This is a genomic window from Bacteroides salyersiae (assembly GCF_031172035.1).
Classification (GTDB): Bacteria; Bacteroidota; Bacteroidia; order Bacteroidales; family Bacteroidaceae; genus Bacteroides; species Bacteroides salyersiae.
The window spans coordinates 3,012,666-3,030,612 of sequence record NZ_CP133452.1 but is presented as its reverse complement, the minus strand read 5'-3'; the positions used below and the strand labels follow the sequence as shown (position 1 = coordinate 3,030,612).

Below are 17,947 nucleotides of genomic sequence, written 5' to 3'. Positions count from 1 at the left end.
AATATGGTTAATCCTATTTCTTTTCCAGTTTTTTGCCCATGGCTAAAAGTCTGTATATCTTTGTAACACATCAAATAAAAAGATTCAGCTATGAAAAATATTCAATATTATGGACTGTTACTTTCTATCCTGTTATTGGGCGCTTGCAGCCCTCAAGTGCCGGAAAATGCAATTTTACAACAGACGCAGGTTTCCATATCGCCCGATTATAACGATCTGGTAATTCCATGCAACATAGCACCGCTCAATTTCAAAATCAATGAACAGGCGGAAAGTTATATTACCCGCATTTATTCGCATAAAGGGAAAGAGATGGTGCTGGCCGGACAAAAAGTAAAGATGAATGAAAAGAAATGGAAAGCACTGCTCGACGAAAGCCGGGGAGACACGCTATACATAGATATTTACCTCAAAAAAGCAGACAACGGATGGGTGAAATACCTACCGCTGAAAAACAAAGTGGCGGAGGAGATAGATCCTTATATATCCTACCGGTTGATAGAACCGTCTTATGTGGGATATGAAGTTATGACCATCAATCAGCGAAATGTAACCAGCTTCGAAGAGAACATTATCTATAATAACTATGCACTCTCTGACGGAGACAACGGGCAATGCGTGAATTGCCACTCCTATCAGAACTATAACCGGGACGGTAACATGCAGATGCATGTGCGCCAACATTTGGGAGGAACCATCATCGTCACAGGAGGAAAAATGAAAAAAGTAAATATGAAAACTCCCGAAACCATTTCGGGCGGTGTATACCCTTCGTGGCATCCCAAAGCGATGCTGATAGCTTACTCTACCAACGACACCGGACAGAGTTTTCATACCAAAGATCATGAAAAAATAGAGGTGCAGGATGCTGCATCGGACTTAATACTGTATGATGTAGAGAAAGATGAAGTACAGATTATAGCGAATGATAAAAGCGAATTCGAAACTTTTCCCTATTGGAGCACGGATGGCAAATACCTGTACTACGTTTCGGCATCGGTAAAAGAAATGGGCAAAGAAGAGATGAACACTTATTTAAAAAACGATTATAAAGACGTGAAATACAACCTTTACCGTAAATCGTTCGACCTAGCGACCCGGAAATTCGGAGCAACAGATACTCTTTTCAGGGCATCCGACTATGGGAAAAGCGCTACTTTTCCACGGGAATCTCCGGATGGCAGATATTTGCTTTTCACGCTGGGAGACTACGGTACTTTCCACATCTGGCACAAAAGCAGTGACCTATATCTGATGGATTTGAATACTGCAAGTGTCCGCCCGCTTACGGAAATCAACAGTCCGGACGTCGACAGCTATCACAGTTGGTCGTCGAACGGACGATGGATTCTGTTCAGCACCCGCCGTGATGATGGTTCGTATACCCGCCTGTACATGGCCTATTTTGACAAGGAAGGTAAAGCTCATAAACCTTTTATCTTACCGCAAAAAGATCCCGATTATGATGCACAACTGTTCAAATCCTATAATATTCCGGAATTCATGGTGAAACCGGTAGAAACGACCCATTATCAGCTGCTGAAAGCGATTGAAAAAGAAAACATCAATGTAAAATTAAAGAAATAGCGACAATACAATATATTAAGAGGCTGTTTAAATTTTCCTCTTAAAAGTTTCTATCAGTTTATTTTGAGTTTATTTTCGGTCTGCTTTCCTGTTTTTACTCGTTAGATAGCCCGCTATCCTCCTCATAAAAACAGAAAAACATCCTCAAAAATAACTCTCAAAATAATACTGAGCAAAATTTAAACAGGCTCTAAAAAAACAAATAAATACATAAACCTATCCTCTTAATTATTATTTATTAAGGTGGAATTTGAACAAACCGACATCATGAGAAAACAATTAGTAAAGAATTTCGGAATCCTGATAGTAATGTTAGGAATTTCAGGCCTTTTATTGGCTGAAGATTTTTCCATTGAATTAAAAACATCTCCTCTTACCGGTGCTCTCAGCGAATTGAGAATTAAAGGCGATAAATACAATATGGATTGGTTGGTAAGGACTGACGGTACGCAATATCCCTGGATAAAAGAAAATTATGGCTGGGGATTAGGTTATTTCACCATCACCAAAGATAGAACAAGCATAAAAAAAGAATGGGAAATCCCTTCGGAAATCAATGCCGATGGCATGGAAGTGACCTATCGTGAAGGAGATGTACAAATTAGAGTTAAAAGAACATTAGACAACAATGGGTTGGTAGAAAGATATACTTTTACCAATAGAGGGAAAGAAACTATTTATGTCCATGATATGGGCATCTATACCCCCTTTAACGACAATTATCCCAGTGCACAACAATGTATTAATTCCCGCACCAACGTACACATTTGGGAGGGAGAAAATGCTGCTTATGTCAATGCACTCCGCATGGGAGCTTTTGCGCCCCATTTAGGATTAGTGGTGACTCAAGGTGCTGTTAAAAGCTATGAAATTTGGGAGCGGGGGCTCGAAAAAGCAAACTCACACACGCGAGGTATTTTTGCCCTGAACCTGCCGGACATCCAATTAAAACCCGGAGAAAGTTATACGTTAGAATGGAACATTTTCTCTCACAACGGGAATGAAGATTTCCGTAATAAATTATTGGAACGAGGCAATGTACTCGTCTCATGCAATAAATATGTTCTTGAAAAAGGAGAAATTGCCCGTGTAGAACTTCATAGCTCCCAAATATTAAAAAACTGTACGGCAAAAATGAATGGGATACCCGTATCAATAAAACAAGAAGGTAATATCTATGTAGTGGAACTTCCGATGCAACAAGCAGGTGAAGTGCGCTTCGATTTCTACTACGACGGTAATAAACAGACTCATGCCAATTGCCTTGTCATCAATAATGCGGACGAATTAATTCGAAAACGCATTGATTTTATCCGTACCAATCAACAACTGCATGATTCTACCGATCTTCGGGACGGTGCTTATATGGTGTATGACAACGAAGGGGACAGCGTATATCTGAACGATACGCCGAATTGTAATCCAGTGGACCGCGATGAAGGTGCTGAACGCAACGGAATGGGAGTTCTATTAGCTAAACAATGCCTGCTGACAAAAGATACAACACTAAAAACGTCTCTGCTACAATATGCCAAGTTCATACGGGAACTCCTACAAACCGAAGATTACACAACTTACTCAAGCGTAGACCAAAAGAATCGCAATCGTGGCTATAACTACATGTGGATAGCGGAATTTTATTTCCATATGTACAAAATAACGGAAGACAAGCAATTTGCAAAAGATGGCTATCAAACCCTTCAAGCCATGTTCAGACAGTTTGGATACGGCTTTTATGCGATTGGAATTCCTGTACAATCCGGATTGAATGCCTTAAAAGACGCCGGAATGAATAAAGAATATAAGCAACTACTGAAAGATTTCATTAAGACAGGCGATGTATTCGTTGATAATGGCCTGAATTATCCGGCACACGAAGTGAATTACGAGCAGAGCATTGTTGCACCTGCTATCCAATTTTTAGCACAACTTTATCTGGAAACAGGTATCCGTAAGTATTTAGATGAGGTAAAACGCCAAATGCCTGTATTAGAATCTTTTAATGGTTTTCAGCCGAGCTATCATTTGAACGAAGTTGCTATTCGTCACTGGGATGGCTACTGGTTTGGAAAGCAAGAAATGTTTGGTGATACCTTCCCCCATTATTGGAGCACAATAACCGGAGCTGCATATCACTATTATGCCTTATGTACTGGTGACGACTCCTATCAAAAACGTGCGGAGAATATAGTAAGAAACAATCTTTGCCTCTTCTTTGAAGATGGAAAAGCCTCTTGTGCTTATATGTATCCTTATAAAATTAATGGAATAAAAGCTCAGTTCTACGACACTTATGCGAACGATCAGGATTGGGCATTAGTCTATTACTTATTAGTCAACAAAGGTATTTAACCTGAATGATTCATATACAGCGTCAAGTAGTCAAGTATTAAGCAGTTAAACAACAAGTAGTCAAGTAGTAAGTAGTTAAGTAGGAATGGCTTGTCTGATGCATTTCCCTTAACTACTTGACTACTTAACTACTGACCATAAATTATTCAGGCTAAAATACAGTTCTGTTTTTCTATTTCAGGAACCGATACATCTCACAAGCCGCCAGCAGAAATGCTCCGACTCCAAAGTTGGAAGTAGAATTGGCATCGACCACCTGTCCGGGAATGGCTTTTTCGCCGATAGGCTGCACATATCCTACTTTTCCGTCCGGCTGTAACGCCACTTCCGTCAAGTATTTCCATGCTCTTTCCACGATCGGTTGATAAGTGGCTTTATCCAGAAATCCATTATTCATTCCCCACAACAAACCATAGGTAAAGAAAGCCGTTCCGCTGGTTTCCGGTCCTGGAGCATGTTCGGAGTCGAGCATGCTGCGCGTCCAGTATCCTTCGGGTTGCTGGCAGGCAGCCACCGATTTGGACAATGTGCAAAAACGGTCGATGTATTCCTGCCGGTATGGATCGGATTGTGGCAGTTCTTTAAGCACTTTTGCCAATCCGGCCAATACCCAGCCGTCTCCACGGGCCCAGAAGTCTTTCTTGCCATTCATCGTCTTATGTTTCGGATAGACATATTTTCCGTCACGATAATAAAGCCCCGCTTCCTCATCGTACATGATGCTGTCCGCATAAGCCAGATATTCATGTAGCTTCTCCAGATAAAGAGAATTTCCGGTAATATTATACATCTTCGTCATGACGGGCATCACCATATACAACCCATCGGCCCACCACCAGTAATCATGATTCGGCGTACTCATCTGATACTCCATCACTTCGCGGGCACGGGCTATCTTATGCTCATCGGGAGTGATAGTATAAAGGTCGGCATAGGTCTGAAAACAGATCTGATAATCACCGAAAAGAACGTAGTCGTCACTCTCTCCATAACTGTACTTCCACTCATCCTTATTGTCGGACTTAGCCCCTTTCCACTGGTTGTGCTCGGCCCAGCTTTCCGAGTATTTCAGATACTCCGGATTGCCGGTGAGGGAATATACCTCCATATTTCCCGTATGGTAGGCGGCGTTATCCCAGAAAGCGCGGCCATGTTCGGGATGATTGGTTTGCCAATAGTTATTTACTTTATCGATAATCCCTATCACTTCATCCGATGCAGCAGACTTTTTCGGGCCGCCACACCCAGCGCCAGCCACCAATAAGAGCGCAAACGCTATTAAATATACTTTCTTCATATTTATATTTATTTACTGCTTAAATCTGTTTCGAGCACATAGACCATCTGAGGTTCTATTTCTGCTGTGTGTTCTCCGTCTCCTTGGCGGGTGCGTTGTACGAACAGATGGAGCTTCCGCTCCTGTTTCCACAACTCCGTATCATGTGAAGGTTCCCAGGCATCTACCGGAAAATCCGTGAGATCGGTTATCGCCCACTCCCCTGTTGCCACATCCTTAGTATGAGCCACAGAGACCCGGCTGCCCCGCTCTTCATCCCGGAAAACATAATACGTCTCACCGGCTTCCACCACAATGCGCGGACGGGCAATCGGAATCATTTTCGTTCCTCCCCCTTTCAGCGTGAACGGGGTTTTCCGGTCGGTTACCCGGCGATTATGCCATGCCTGTCCGTCGTACCAAACAAGGCGGTATTGGGGAACATCGCTGTCCGAACTGCGCCAATAGGTAGCGATATACGGATTTCCGGCGGCATCGGCACTCATACTGGTCTGGTTTATTAACTCACAGTTCTGCGGCAGGCGACAGGCATATTCGGCATTGGCAGCTCTGATGGGAAGAACGTATTTCTCCCCGCTCGTCTTATACCAAGTGACCCCGTTGTCGAAAGAGCGGGCATAGCAGATGTCATGATTCGTCTCTACCATCCAGGTTTCGCGCCACACCCACGAGAGGTGAATAGTCCCTGCTTCGTCCACATAAAGCTGCCAGTAGGCGTTCCGTTCATCTTCTCCATCGATCAGTACATCCTGCACGCGCATCCAGGCACGTTCTTTTATTGAATAGCGATTCATCACTAAGTTTCCGCGCCCCGACGATCCGGAACGATAGACAAACAAAACATCGCCACCGGCCAACGGATAGAACTCCGGATAGGTGACATTGCCTTCATCGACTCCGGTCATGGGTACTTTATCGCCCAATTCCAAAGAACGGGGAGCTACACTGCGGCAATAATTCAATGAATGGCCGTGATGATCGAAAGCTACATGAAGATACCCTTCTCCATCCACCATCATGCTGATAATATTATGTGCATCCTTTACATTCCCCCGATATTGGGAACGATGTAATGTCCACTCGGACGAATCCAACTTCCGTTTCCCTATGACCAGATAACCATCCTGATCGTAATAACTGATGTATTGTTCGCCACCATGCGTCACTAAGGAGTTGTTACGAAATACAGCCGTATTGACCGAAGTGCAACTATACCCTTTTCCCACCGCTACCAGACGCTGTGACCGGCCAACGGCAGTACAGGCTACCCACAGGCAGAAAAACAACAGAACACGCTTCATCGCCCTACTCTTATTTATCAAAAACATCCATGTTCCATTTATCACGCCAGGGTATGGTCAGCACACCACCTTCTATCTGTATGGGTAACCACACATAGCGCGAATCTTCCAAATCGGTCTTCTTCCAACGATCGAACATCGCTATATAAGCGTTCTTTTTTCCGGCCACCGGTTGCACATAAGTGCTCTGCGCATAAAAAGTCTTATCGGCATCCGGCCCGGTGCAGGGATTGCCTATGGTTCTCCATTCACCCATAATCGAATCGGCCACAGCTATCTCCGCTACGTTGGGATTCCAGCCGGTACAGCCGGAACTGAGCATATAATACTTGCCATCCTGCTTGAATACAGCAGGAGCTTCGCGCGATTCCCCGATAAAGTTACGTGTAAAGCGCCCGCTCGGTTTCAGATAATCGTCCGTCAGCAGGCTGATGTACATCGTGGCGTTGTGTTCGGAAGAATAAAACTGATAAGCACGGCCGTCATCGTCGACAAAGACAGTCTGATCGCGGCTCATCGCATCATTCGGCCGAAAACTTCCTAAGTACTTAAACTCGCCCGCCGGTGAGTCCGAAACGGCTACTCCGGCACAAGCTTTGGAATAATCGGCACTCTCGACGTGTGCCCACATCACGAACTTCCCGGTTTTCTTATTATAAACCACCTTTGGACGTTCCAATACTTTGGAGGGATGGAGGTCATGCTCCGGATCATCCTTTACGGCAGGAAGCACAATGCCCTCGAATTTCCAATTCAGCAAATCCGTGGAAGAGTAACAACTGACACCGGTTACATCCGTACGATAGCACTCCCAAGTAGCCCAGTCGGGAAGGACTGTCTTTCCTTTCTTGTACTCGCCATACCAATAGTAAGTGCCGTCATGATAGAGGATACCGCCACCGTGGGCATTCACCGGATTTCCCTCCGTATCGTTCCAGACCTCTCCCGGAACAATATATTCATTTTTCTGTGTTTGCGTATTGACGGAGCATGAGCAGATGCAGAAAGCGGTTAAAGCGACTCCGTATGTTTTTACTATGTTTATGTTCATCATGGAATGTGTTTATATAGGTTTGTAAACTAAAGTATTATTCATGAAAGGCATGATCTTTGGGGAAGTCCTCTCCTTCCCATGCCTTTTTCGATGTCCAGCTTTGCGGGGCATCCGTCCAGAACGGATGGTCGGCAGGCAGGCCCAACGGCAGGAAAGCAAGCGAAGCCATATACAGACTTCCGTTATTGGTGTACCAATCTGAAATTTTCGGTTGCTTTCCGTTGAAGCCCAATGTCAGGAAACCGTTCTCATTAAAATTATGATTATCGGAAAACATTCGTTTAATAACGGCCGTCATGGCAGCACGGACCTGTCCGTCACTCAGCTCTTCGGGTAACATCTGACGCCAAGAGAGCAATGCCAATGGCTGCAACGTGCCTGTACGATAGGTAATTGAGCGACCGAATACCGGAAATGAACCTTCGGGAGAAATAAACCGTTCCAGAATCATGCCGAAACGCTGCATGCGCTTCACCGCCTTTCCGTAATTCGCCTTGCCGACGTTCCATATACCCTTAGTCCCGGCATCGGTCATGACTTCCAGACATTCGAAATACATCGGGTGAAGTACAAAGCTATTGTAATAATCGAAAGCAAATTCCGGACCATCCGAGTACCATCCGTCACCCACGTACCACTCTTCCACTTTGCGAAGGGCCGAAGTGATGCGGTAATTATCGCTCGCAGCACCGGTTTTCTTAAGAAAGCATTCCACGGTTGAAGAAAACAATAACCAGTTCGTATAAGGAGGATCTACCCGGCGAAGTTGGGTAAACTCGGTGATATAGCGCTGCTTGGTCAAGCTGTCCAACGGTATCCAGAGGGCATCGTATCCGCGAAGGAAACTCTCGGCCACATAAGCGGCATCCACCAATGGCTGACCCTCTTTACGCCAAAGCAGGTAATCGGGACTCGCCGGATCGACAGCCTGCGCATAGCTCTGCAATGCCCACTCCCGAAGTTGCTTCCGCTGTCTGCCTTCTGTCGTATCGTCATCGGGCAAAGAGAGCCAGGGAGCCAAACCAGCCATCAGACGGCCGAAGCACTCCATATAAGTAACCCTTTTATCGCGACCGTCCCAAGTGGGGCTAAGCTCCACCTGCATATTTTTCTGCAACTCTCCCCGACTCATGTTACTCAATACCGGAGCAGCCATTCGATACATGACATCACACCAGACTTCCCGGTCGGGAACTTCCTTCACTTCTTTTTTTTGTTTGGCCGAAATTTCCCGGCAAGGGAGCAGTACAATGATCGCTGTCAGCAATCCGATAAAAAGCCTATTCATGTTCATGATATTATTTAAGATTGATTCTACTTGACAAATTTAAGGGATATAACAGAAAAAGGACTCCATTTATCTTTCAAAAGGGGAGGAATTTCATTCCGGTCTGTCTGCTTATCCATCAAAAATGGAAAATTATACGTCATTTACACTAAAAGTATACTTCTCTGAACTTCACGATTCACTTAGGGGAGTCTCCATCGGCTCTGCCATTCGATAATGGGTTTCCCATCCACCCCGAAGCGAACAGGCAACCAGATATAACGTGAATCCATTAAACTCTTCGGACGCCATACATCCGCCATAAAGATGAACGTATCATTCGTACCGGCAACCGGCAATACAAAAGTACTCTGCCCGCCGAATGTCTTGCCGGCATCTTTGCCGACACAGGGATTTCCCTCCTGCTTCCACGGCCCCCAGATAGAAGGCGCCGAGAACATACGGGCTTCATTCGGTTCCCATCCGGTACAACCGGAGGCAATCATCCAATAGGTATCCTCTTTCTTGAAAACGGCAGGCGCTTCATTGTGCCCTCCCGGAAAGAGACGAATGTATCTACCGGTGTGCCCCAAGTAATCATCCGTAAGTTCTGCAATCTGCAAAGTCAGATTTTCTTCCGATGAATAAATGTGATAGGCTTTTCCGTCCGTATCCACAAACAGCGTCATGTCTCTTGACATCTGGCCGCTCTTCAGATCCCGTTTGGCAAACAATCCCTGCTCCACAGCTCTGCGCCATTCCGGAGTCCACCATGTTTTATAATCTTTAGTGTCGAGCTTAGCTTTACGTTCCGCTTTTGTCATGTTCTGCGGATATACCCCAGGATTGACGCGACAGGAACGGACAAACCGGTAAGGGCCGGCCGGCGTATCACTGACAGCTACTGCCGCACGGGCAGCCGCATATCCCTCTCCTTTCAGTTCCAGATGAAACCACATCACGAACTTGCCGGTTTTCGCATTATAAATCACTTTGGGGCGTTCCATGATACATCCCTTTTCGATGTCGTTTCCTTCTTCAGAGGAAACAGGTAATGCTACCCCTTCGTAAGTCCAGTTGCACAAATCGGGAGAAGAGTAACAGGTCACCCCCACCTCTGTGGAGAACCCTTTGGCCGGCCGGTGTTCGCCAAACCAATAGTACCTCCCTTCGTGAAACAACACGCCGCCCCCGTGAGCATTGATATGCCGCCCGTTATTGTCTTCCCAAATCTCCCCGCTGGCTATTTCGTCTTTCTTCTGATATACTCTCACATAATCTATCTCATACTTCATAGGCAGTACCTCTTCGTCGATCGGTCCGCCGTTTATACCACCGACAGCCAGATTCAGTAACACGTATTGCGGAGTCATAAAAGGATTCGTATGATTGCCAAGACTTCCGTTCACTGTGCTGCTCAACGGAATCTCGTTCAATAACTCATCGTCCAGATAGAGCTTGATAGCTTTTTCGTCCCAGTCCATCCGCCAGATGTGAAACTTTGAGGCCCAACCGGCATCTTTCTCCGTGAAATGAGTAAAAGGAATCGCTTTGCTGTTCCATTTGGCAACATACCGTTCGTCTGTACCCCATGCGGCATTGGCAAGAATATGAGGGGCGCCCTTTATCTGATAATATTCCAATATATCTATTTCACCGCACAAGGGCCATTCCGCACTGCTGCCCAATGTCCAGATGGCAGGCCATGCTCCTTTCGCCACGGGTATGCGGGCGTGAACTTCGAAACGTCCATATAAGAACTCTTTCTTTCCGGCAGTATTTACGGATGAAGAGGTATATCCTATAAACTCCCTGTTTTTTCTCCAATCCCGGCTTCCGGCTTCATAGCATGGATTACGACGGTTGTTTTCCTTGTGTGCTTCAATCACCAGACATCCGCCTTTGCAAACCGCATTGTCCGATTGATACCACTGCGCCTCTTCATTGCGGGCAAACCCTTGTTCGAAGTTCCATACGGAAGAATCCGGCGGACCGTCCGTGTCGAATTCATCACTCCATACAAGTTGCCAATCGCTTTGCGCAAAAGAGAATGCAGGGAAAAGTAGGCAAGAAAGCCAAAGACTTAAATATTTATGCATAAACCATATTTAAAAAAATAAAGAAATCAGATCCATCTGCTTCATTGAACAAATCGGGTGTTAGTTCAATGAAGCAGAACATCGACAAAAATACCACATATAGTACAAAGAAGACTCTATACTTCTTTCAAAAAAGGGGAAATATCCGTCATACTTTCCCCACTCATAATAATACAGGCAGAATCACTATATGTCAATCCTGCCTGTCTACATTATATTACCCTATACACCGAAAAAAGGGAAATCTGATTGTATTTATCATTACTCCAAACCTAATAATAGTAATTCACCTTCAACCACGAAGGAGGTAATCACGGAGAGATCCAGAAAGTCAACTCCGGATTGTACTCCTGAGCAGACTTTATATAAGGGAAAATCGTCTGCTTGTCACAGTCAATTTTGAAATTACATTATAATTTAGCGTTATTCTATTTATTATTGAAAAATCCGTTATCTTTCCATTTCACCCCTTTTTGCGGTTGTGCAGAAGTGGCATTAACCTCCATCGGAAGCCACACTTCCATGTCTCCCTCGCCACGGTGTGCCCAAGCATAATAAGGGATCAGGGTCAGTTTTACATCTTTCACCGCCAACTTTCCGGCTTTGTCATAACTCAAAGCCTGGGCATCGGTTACAATCTGATTGAGACCGTACAGCAGTTCCGGCCTCTCCACCACACGCAATTCCGGACGGCGGTTCATCAGCAGGGTATGCACATTAAAATCATTGTCGGGCCACTCGGCACAATAAACCACCGGACCACGCTCCACGGCCACCCGTCCACGATCGGCCGCCACCTTCTCATTGGCTTTCACCAGACGGGGAAGCATATCGAAATGAATCTCCACCACATCGTTCTTTTTCCATTTACGGTCGATGGTGAGATAACCGTTGTGCAGTTCACCCTCTACTTCCTGCCCATTGACCATCACCCGATAAGCCGGTTGCTGATGATCGGCATACGCATACAAATCACTGGGAAGCACACTACCGCGCACCCATCCGGGAATGCGGACATTCATGCCGAAAGGTTGATTACCCTGTAGCACTTTCAAGCGAATGTCGCCCTTCCAAGGATAGGATGTCTCCTGCTCCAAAACCACTTTCTTGTCGTTCACCTTCAGTTCGGCACGATTGGAAAGGAAAAGATTGACATACACCTGACGGTCTTTGACTGCATAGACATAACCGGGCAGAGAGGGAATGAAACGGCTGATATTGGAGGGACAACAGGCACAGCCGAACCATGGTTTGCGACTATACCCGCCATCCGAAGCCAACGGATTGGGATAGAAGAAAGAACCGCCGTCGAGCGATACACCGGAGATCAACCCGTTATAGAGAGTACGCTCGAGCACATCGAAATATTTGGCATCGCCATGAAGCAGGAAAAGACGATAATTCATATAAACACTGCCGATAGCCGCACAGGTTTCGCAATAGGCGGAAAGATTGGGCAGTTCGTAATTATCACCGAAAGCCTCTCCCTGATGACGGGCGCCGATACCACCGGTGATGTACATCTTCTTCGAAACAATATTGTCCCAAATCCGGTCGATGGCCTTGATGTAAGAGCTATCTCCCGTAATGGCAGCCACGTCTGCCATGCCAGAATACATATAAACAGCGCGTACGGCATGCCCCACAGCTTCATCCTGCTCGATGACCGGTTTATGTGCCTGGCTGTAAGCATCTTTCCGGCCAGTGTATCCGCGTGCATCCAGAAAGAATTTAGCCTGATCGAGGTATTTACGGTCGCCCGTCACTAAATAAAGTTTCACCAGTGCCATTTCGGCAATCTGATGTCCGGGCACGAGTCTCTTCTGCTCCGGAGCATTCCCTATGGCCCGGCAGACACAATCGGCATACTTAATGGCAATATCGAGAAAATTCCGTTTACCGGTGGCTTGATAGTGGGCAATGGCACCCTCGATCATATGCCCCAAGTTATAGAACTCGTGGCTCAGATTTTCCACAGCCACCCAACGCTCCTTCCCTACCCAGTCATGAGGATGTTTAGGATTCATCGTACGGGCGGTATACAAATATCCGTCCGGTTCTTGGGCAGTGGCTACAATAGCGAGAATACTATCGATGTATTTCTCCAACCGCTTGTCGGGATAGGTTTGCAGCGAATAGCTGGCACCCTCGATGGTTTTGTAAATATCTGTATCGTCAAACGAGAAACCCTCCACCTTATAATCTTCGCTGGGATGGGCAGCTTTCTCGAAGTTTTTAATGCGTCCCGTCTCCTCCGACTTCCGGAAAGCCAACGGAATAGTAACCTCACGGCTGGTTTTCAGTCGCTGCCCCCAGAAATGATCCGTCACTTTTACCGAAGTAAAAGGAACAGGATCGATCGGATAGCCAGGATGTAGCGGCTCTTTCTGCGCAAAAACCGTTCCCACCGCCGTAAGAACCAATGATAATATAAATGTCTTTTTCATGATTTACATGCTATATATAAAGATTGTTTTTTATAAAAGTAATACCGGTATACGATAATTGTCACCGGTTACCGGTCGAATGGATGCGTATCACAGTAAACGAATAGGCAGGCATCTCATAAGAGAAATTATTACCCGACAATTCGAAGCCGGAGGATACAGGCTTTGCCTGTTTATCTTTCGGATCGCCCGTGAGGACGGTCTTTATAGCCGAAGGATGAATCAATGCACCCCCGTCCAATTCCACTTGCGAACGAACACTTACAGGAAGCAGGTTCACCAGTTTCACGATGATGTCACCACTTTCATTCTCTTTCACAACCGATGCGCCGACGCGCTTTTTCACCGCCTCCTGCCGGTTGTCCAGATCGATAGCGGAAAACAGATACTCGTTACCGGAGTTTTGTCCGTACATCAACTGCGTATAATAGCCGACTGTCGGTTTCACCTCCGTATTATCGAAATAAATCAAGTCCGGACTCCACTGTATATGTCTGCCCTTTGCCAAGAGCGGAGCGTAGGAGGTCATGGAAACGATGTCGCCATTGCGTTCCACCGCCGTTAGGTAGAGGGCTTCGGAAAGGGCGGTCTCTATGTTACTGGGACGGCCGGGCAGATGGGCGGCATATTCGCCAAGATATACTTTCGACTTCGTACGATCGTAACGATCGTAGAAGTCCTGGTTATGGATCAGCCACCCCGGAGAGACGTAATAGTGCTCATCGACCATCGGCACATCCAATTTGGTGGCAAGAGCCCATCCCTCTTCGTAATCGGTGCCTTCATAAAACGGGCCGGTAGTGCCAATTACCGTTATCTCGGGATATTTTTCCTTTACGGCATTGAATATCATGGTAAATCGTTCGGCAAAGATATCCGTGATCAGATCTTCATTGCCAATGCCGATAAATTTCAAATTGAAAGGTCTCGGATGTCCGGCTTCGGCGCGCTTCCTGCCCCAAACCGTCTTTTTGGCATCGCCATTGGCATATTCTATCAGATCGAGCACATCCTGTACATAGGCTCCCATCTCTTCCATCGGAATGCCGCCCTGCTGTCCCATGCAGCCCAATTCACCTTTGGAATGGTGGCTGCATGTACCCGAATTCTGACAAGGAACCCCTGCCGCCAGTACAGGAACCGGCTCGGCACCTATATCTTCGCAAAACTGGAAATATTCGAAATAACCTAAGCCGCGGGTCTGATGGTATCCCCAAAGGTTACGCATCGGCTTGCGGGCTTCCAACGGACCGATAGAGCCTTTCCAGTCGTATATATTATCGACCCCATCGCCATGAGCCACGCATCCTCCGGGAAAACGCATGAAACGGGGATGCAGATCGGCCAATGTCTGTGCCAGATCGGCACGAAGTCCGTTCTTACGGCCTTTAAAAGTCTTTTGCGGAAAGAGGGAGATCATATCCAGCGCGTACTCTCCGGCAACTTGCGGACAGATGGACAGAACGGCATCAACGGCATCGGCGGTTACAGTGAGCACAGCACGTTGCTGCTTCCACTCTTTGGAAGAGACGGAAACAACCGTTTGTGCAAGCTTCCTGCCCGCTCCGTCTACCAAGCCGACCTTTACCTTTCCCCCTTTGCCTTTCATTGCTTTCGAGAAAAGTGAAAAGTCGTATTTCTCTCCTTTCTTCACTACAATACCGTCAAAGCCGGCATTCTGCAAAGCGGCTCCCGGCTGCCGCACATCAAGCACGGCATAATGGGGATTATTGGGATGGATCGGGGCATCTGTCCGGATGTTCAATGTAGCACCGTCGCCCTGCACACTCCACGAATGGGTGGAATTCCAGTTCCGGTCGTTTCCCCGATCGGTGGGAGCATATTCAAAATCACGGTTCTGAATCAGCTCGGCGTATAGTCCGCCATCGGCAGAATAGTTGATATCCTCAAAGAAAATACCGATGAGGTGTTCACTGATAGGCTTGGCATCGTTCATCCGCACGCGTACGATAGCTTCCACCGGTTCCAATCCGGCGAAACGGACAGGGTCTTGTTCCATACACTCTTCATTCTGTATCTGGCGATATTTCTTATGATCGGCAAAACGAATCAGTCGTTCCACAGTAGCGTAAGAGGTCTTCTGCATCCATCCGTCCTCTTCCCTACCCTCTATCATCGTTTTCCGCTCTGCAGTGGGAACGGGATCTACCGGAGCATATTTACTGCGTTCTCCGGCCGGAGCATAAACCTGACAGCTCCATTTCAAGAGGTCGGGCGAAACGGTATAAGCAAGAGTTTCTCCGGTCACGGTAGCTGCCCAAAGGCAATGCCACTTACCATCCTTCCGGCTTTGCAGCAATTGCGGACGAAACATTTTCTTTCCGCTTCCCCACGGGCCGAAATCGGATTTTAAATAATCGAAACCATCGGCCACCGGCAACCATTTCGTCCCGTCGATGCTCCAAGCAAACTTCAATCCACTCCCTCCGTCGACATGTGCATACGAAAAGAGAAATACCGAATCGGGCTCATTTTCTACTTTTGCCTGTGCAGGCATTGCTACTATCAGAAGCAGGCAAAAGTTTAAAAGGTTTGTCAATTTCATGGTATTATATACTAAATGTGTTATTTACTGACCCAAATGGCACCTCCCTGCGGCTGAATCACCACTTGAAGACTGCCGTCGTTCTTTATTTTCTGCGACTGCAATTGCGGTTGTTGCCGCTTGTCATCACCGTAGAAAGAGACCGTTTTTCCGGCCATCATCGGTAGATTCAGCTTCAACTTCAACGGCTCTTTAGTGGCGTTGATGGCAGCTACATACCAATGGTCGCCTTGGCGACGGGCCAGCACGACATATTTTCCCGGATATCCGTCGATGAAACGCGTTTCATCCCAAGTGGTAGGCACCTTTCTCAGAAAGTCGAGACAGAGTTGCGGAGCATCCGTCAAGTTATTCGGGGCAAGTGCAAAATTCTGAATCGGATTCTGAAATAAAACCGCTGTTGCCAACTGAAAAACATCAGTGGTACAACGAATGTTTCCTCCGTCGTTTCCTCTGTTCAACCGCTTATTGAGAAAACATCCGCCAAACTCCATACATCCCACCGTATTCCGGATAAAAGGATGCAGAGAAGCATTAAACGCCTCTTCGTCACAAAAGTGTTGCTGGAAGATCAGATTCTCCGAAGCCAGCACCGCTTCACTACCCACGTAATTGGGATACATGCGTTCCCATCCGCGGGGAAGCGTACAACCATGGAAGATGACCATCAATCCATGATCATCGGCATCACTGAGAATGTCTTCATAAAGACGCATCGTCTCCTGCTTGTCACCACCAAAGAAATCCACTTTAATGCCTTTCACTCCCAACTTTTGCATCCAGCGCATCTCCTGTTTGCGGATAATGGCATTATCCATCCGGTTGACAGGACTCTGCTCGATATCATTCCAATAGCCACTGGAACTGTACCAGAGAAATACCTCCACCCCTTTACTACGGGCATACCGGATGAGTTGTGCCATGCGGTCGTGGCCGATGTTCTTATCCCACCAATTATCAATAAGCACATATTCATATCCCATGGCAGCAGCGAGATCAACATATTTCACTTGGTCTTCATAATTTATACTGTCATCCTGCCAAAGTATCCAACTCCAGGTGCCACGCCCCATATTGTAATTGTGTTGTGTTTCATAAAGAGATTCTACCACGTCCCAAGGAACGGTAGTTTCTACAATCGGTCGTAGTGTCTCACCCACCGTAATCGTACGCCAAGGAGTAGAACCGGGTAAAGCAAAAGCGGGCGCAACCGTTCCGTTGCCATTATTTTCTTCGGGCATCGGAAAAGCGATGGTATACACACTTTCGTGAGCATCGCTCAGATGAGAAGCGCAATAGCGGCTATCCACTCCTGTTTCGCTGACCAGCACCCAGCCCTGCTCACCAATACGGAACAGACAAGGAAAGGTGTATCCGTGCCCGTACTGTGAACGTTCATTCATCGGTGCATCAACGCGATATTCTTCTTCATAACTGGGTTTGGTTCGTTTCCAGCCTATCATGGCATCGCTCTGGGGGCAAAGAAAAGTGGTAGTCTGTGGCGGGAAATGAAAACCGGTCTGCTCTTTGTTGACAACAACGCTCCCTTTTCCATTCTGCCGGGGCAAGGTATAACGGAAAGCGACATCATTATTACCTACGCGGAACGTCACGCCGATCTTTTGTCCTTCTGCACTGGCAAATTCACAAGCCAGTTCATTGGCTTGGTAATGCACACGCGAAGTCTTGATACGCGATTGGTTATAAACCGTATCTATTTTCCGGACATCGTGTCCCGACCATTTCATCCCATCCGAGAAATTCCCGATATTCGTCTCCATCCCTAACGGAGAAGATTCCAACATCTGCCTTCCATCGTAAACGATCGAATATGAAACCGAACCTCCACCGGCAGGGCATGATACGGTTAACTTCAATTTCTCATCAGGGCTATCTATCGTCACATCCTGTGCAAGCAACGGCAATACCGAACCAGCCAATAAAGCCAAGCCTATAAAACGTCTTTTTATCATAGTA

General features: G+C 46.6%; 10 protein-coding genes. 2 read left to right on the top strand and 8 right to left on the bottom strand.

Features of this window, described 5'->3' with window-relative positions; genetic code table 11:
• Nucleotides 1-90: 90 nt before the first annotated feature.
• Both RB604_RS11115 and RB604_RS11110 read left to right on the top strand, forming a co-directional pair.
• Nucleotides 91-1,587, top strand: a complete 1,497-nt coding sequence (locus RB604_RS11115; RefSeq protein ID WP_055295535.1) for a TolB-like translocation protein — start codon at nt 91-93, stop codon at nt 1,585-1,587.
• Between the two features lie 309 nt (nt 1,588-1,896).
• Nucleotides 1,897-3,939, top strand: a complete 2,043-nt coding sequence (locus RB604_RS11110; RefSeq protein ID WP_373133265.1) for a six-hairpin glycosidase — start codon at nt 1,897-1,899, stop codon at nt 3,937-3,939.
• Nucleotides 3,940-4,111: 172 nt separating this feature from the next.
• Here RB604_RS11110 and RB604_RS11105 read toward each other — a convergent pair whose 3' ends face one another.
• The 8 genes from RB604_RS11105 to RB604_RS11070 form a co-directional block, all read right to left on the bottom strand.
• On the bottom strand, nt 4,112-5,236 hold the full coding sequence (locus RB604_RS11105; protein ID WP_055295537.1) for a glycoside hydrolase family 88/105 protein: 1,125 nt from the start codon (nt 5,234-5,236) through the stop codon (nt 4,112-4,114).
• Nucleotides 5,237-5,244: 8 nt separating this feature from the next.
• Nucleotides 5,245-6,537, bottom strand: a complete 1,293-nt coding sequence (locus RB604_RS11100) for an alpha-l-rhamnosidase (RefSeq protein WP_055295539.1) — start codon at nt 6,535-6,537, stop codon at nt 5,245-5,247.
• Between the two features lie 10 nt (nt 6,538-6,547).
• On the bottom strand, nt 6,548-7,588 hold the full coding sequence (locus RB604_RS11095) for a glycoside hydrolase family 43 protein (RefSeq protein ID WP_021935852.1): 1,041 nt from the start codon (nt 7,586-7,588) through the stop codon (nt 6,548-6,550).
• 37 nt (nt 7,589-7,625) lie between these two features.
• Nucleotides 7,626-8,879: a DUF2264 domain-containing protein gene (locus tag RB604_RS11090; RefSeq protein ID WP_055295628.1), complete on the bottom strand. Its 1,254-nt coding sequence runs from the start codon at nt 8,877-8,879 to the stop codon at nt 7,626-7,628.
• A gap of 182 nt (nt 8,880-9,061) precedes the next feature.
• Complete coding sequence (locus RB604_RS11085) at nt 9,062-10,957, bottom strand: family 43 glycosylhydrolase (protein ID WP_055295541.1); 1,896 nt, start codon at nt 10,955-10,957, stop codon at nt 9,062-9,064.
• Nucleotides 10,958-11,385: 428 nt separating this feature from the next.
• Nucleotides 11,386-13,404: a glycoside hydrolase family 127 protein gene (locus tag RB604_RS11080; protein ID WP_055295543.1), complete on the bottom strand. Its 2,019-nt coding sequence runs from the start codon at nt 13,402-13,404 to the stop codon at nt 11,386-11,388.
• Nucleotides 13,405-13,465: 61 nt separating this feature from the next.
• Entirely contained in the window at nt 13,466-15,970 is a 2,505-nt protein-coding gene (locus tag RB604_RS11075) for an alpha-L-arabinofuranosidase family protein (protein WP_007478265.1), read from the bottom strand.
• Between the two features lie 20 nt (nt 15,971-15,990).
• The gene (locus RB604_RS11070) at nt 15,991-17,943 is read right to left on the bottom strand and encodes a glycoside hydrolase family 97 protein (protein WP_122282085.1); all 1,953 of its coding nucleotides are present in this window, start codon (nt 17,941-17,943) and stop codon (nt 15,991-15,993) included.
• Between the last annotated feature and the right edge of the window lie 4 nt (nt 17,944-17,947).

Excerpts from the sequence above, each read along its gene's own strand:
- RB604_RS11080 (WP_055295543.1), bottom strand. The coding sequence starts at position 13,404 with ATGAAAAAGACATTTATATTATCATTGGTTCTTACGGCGGTGGGAACG.
- RB604_RS11075 (WP_007478265.1), bottom strand. The coding sequence starts at position 15,970 with ATGAAATTGACAAACCTTTTAAACTTTTGCCTGCTTCTGATAGTAGCA.
- RB604_RS11105 (WP_055295537.1), bottom strand. The coding sequence starts at position 5,236 with ATGAAGAAAGTATATTTAATAGCGTTTGCGCTCTTATTGGTGGCTGGC.
- RB604_RS11110 (WP_373133265.1), top strand. The coding sequence starts at position 1,897 with ATGTTAGGAATTTCAGGCCTTTTATTGGCTGAAGATTTTTCCATTGAA.
- RB604_RS11095 (WP_021935852.1), bottom strand. The coding sequence starts at position 7,588 with ATGAACATAAACATAGTAAAAACATACGGAGTCGCTTTAACCGCTTTC.
- RB604_RS11090 (WP_055295628.1), bottom strand. The coding sequence starts at position 8,879 with ATGAATAGGCTTTTTATCGGATTGCTGACAGCGATCATTGTACTGCTC.
- RB604_RS11115 (WP_055295535.1), top strand. The coding sequence starts at position 91 with ATGAAAAATATTCAATATTATGGACTGTTACTTTCTATCCTGTTATTG.
- RB604_RS11085 (WP_055295541.1), bottom strand. The coding sequence starts at position 10,957 with ATGCATAAATATTTAAGTCTTTGGCTTTCTTGCCTACTTTTCCCTGCA.
- RB604_RS11070 (WP_122282085.1), bottom strand. The coding sequence starts at position 17,943 with ATGATAAAAAGACGTTTTATAGGCTTGGCTTTATTGGCTGGTTCGGTA.
- RB604_RS11100 (WP_055295539.1), bottom strand. The coding sequence starts at position 6,537 with ATGAAGCGTGTTCTGTTGTTTTTCTGCCTGTGGGTAGCCTGTACTGCC.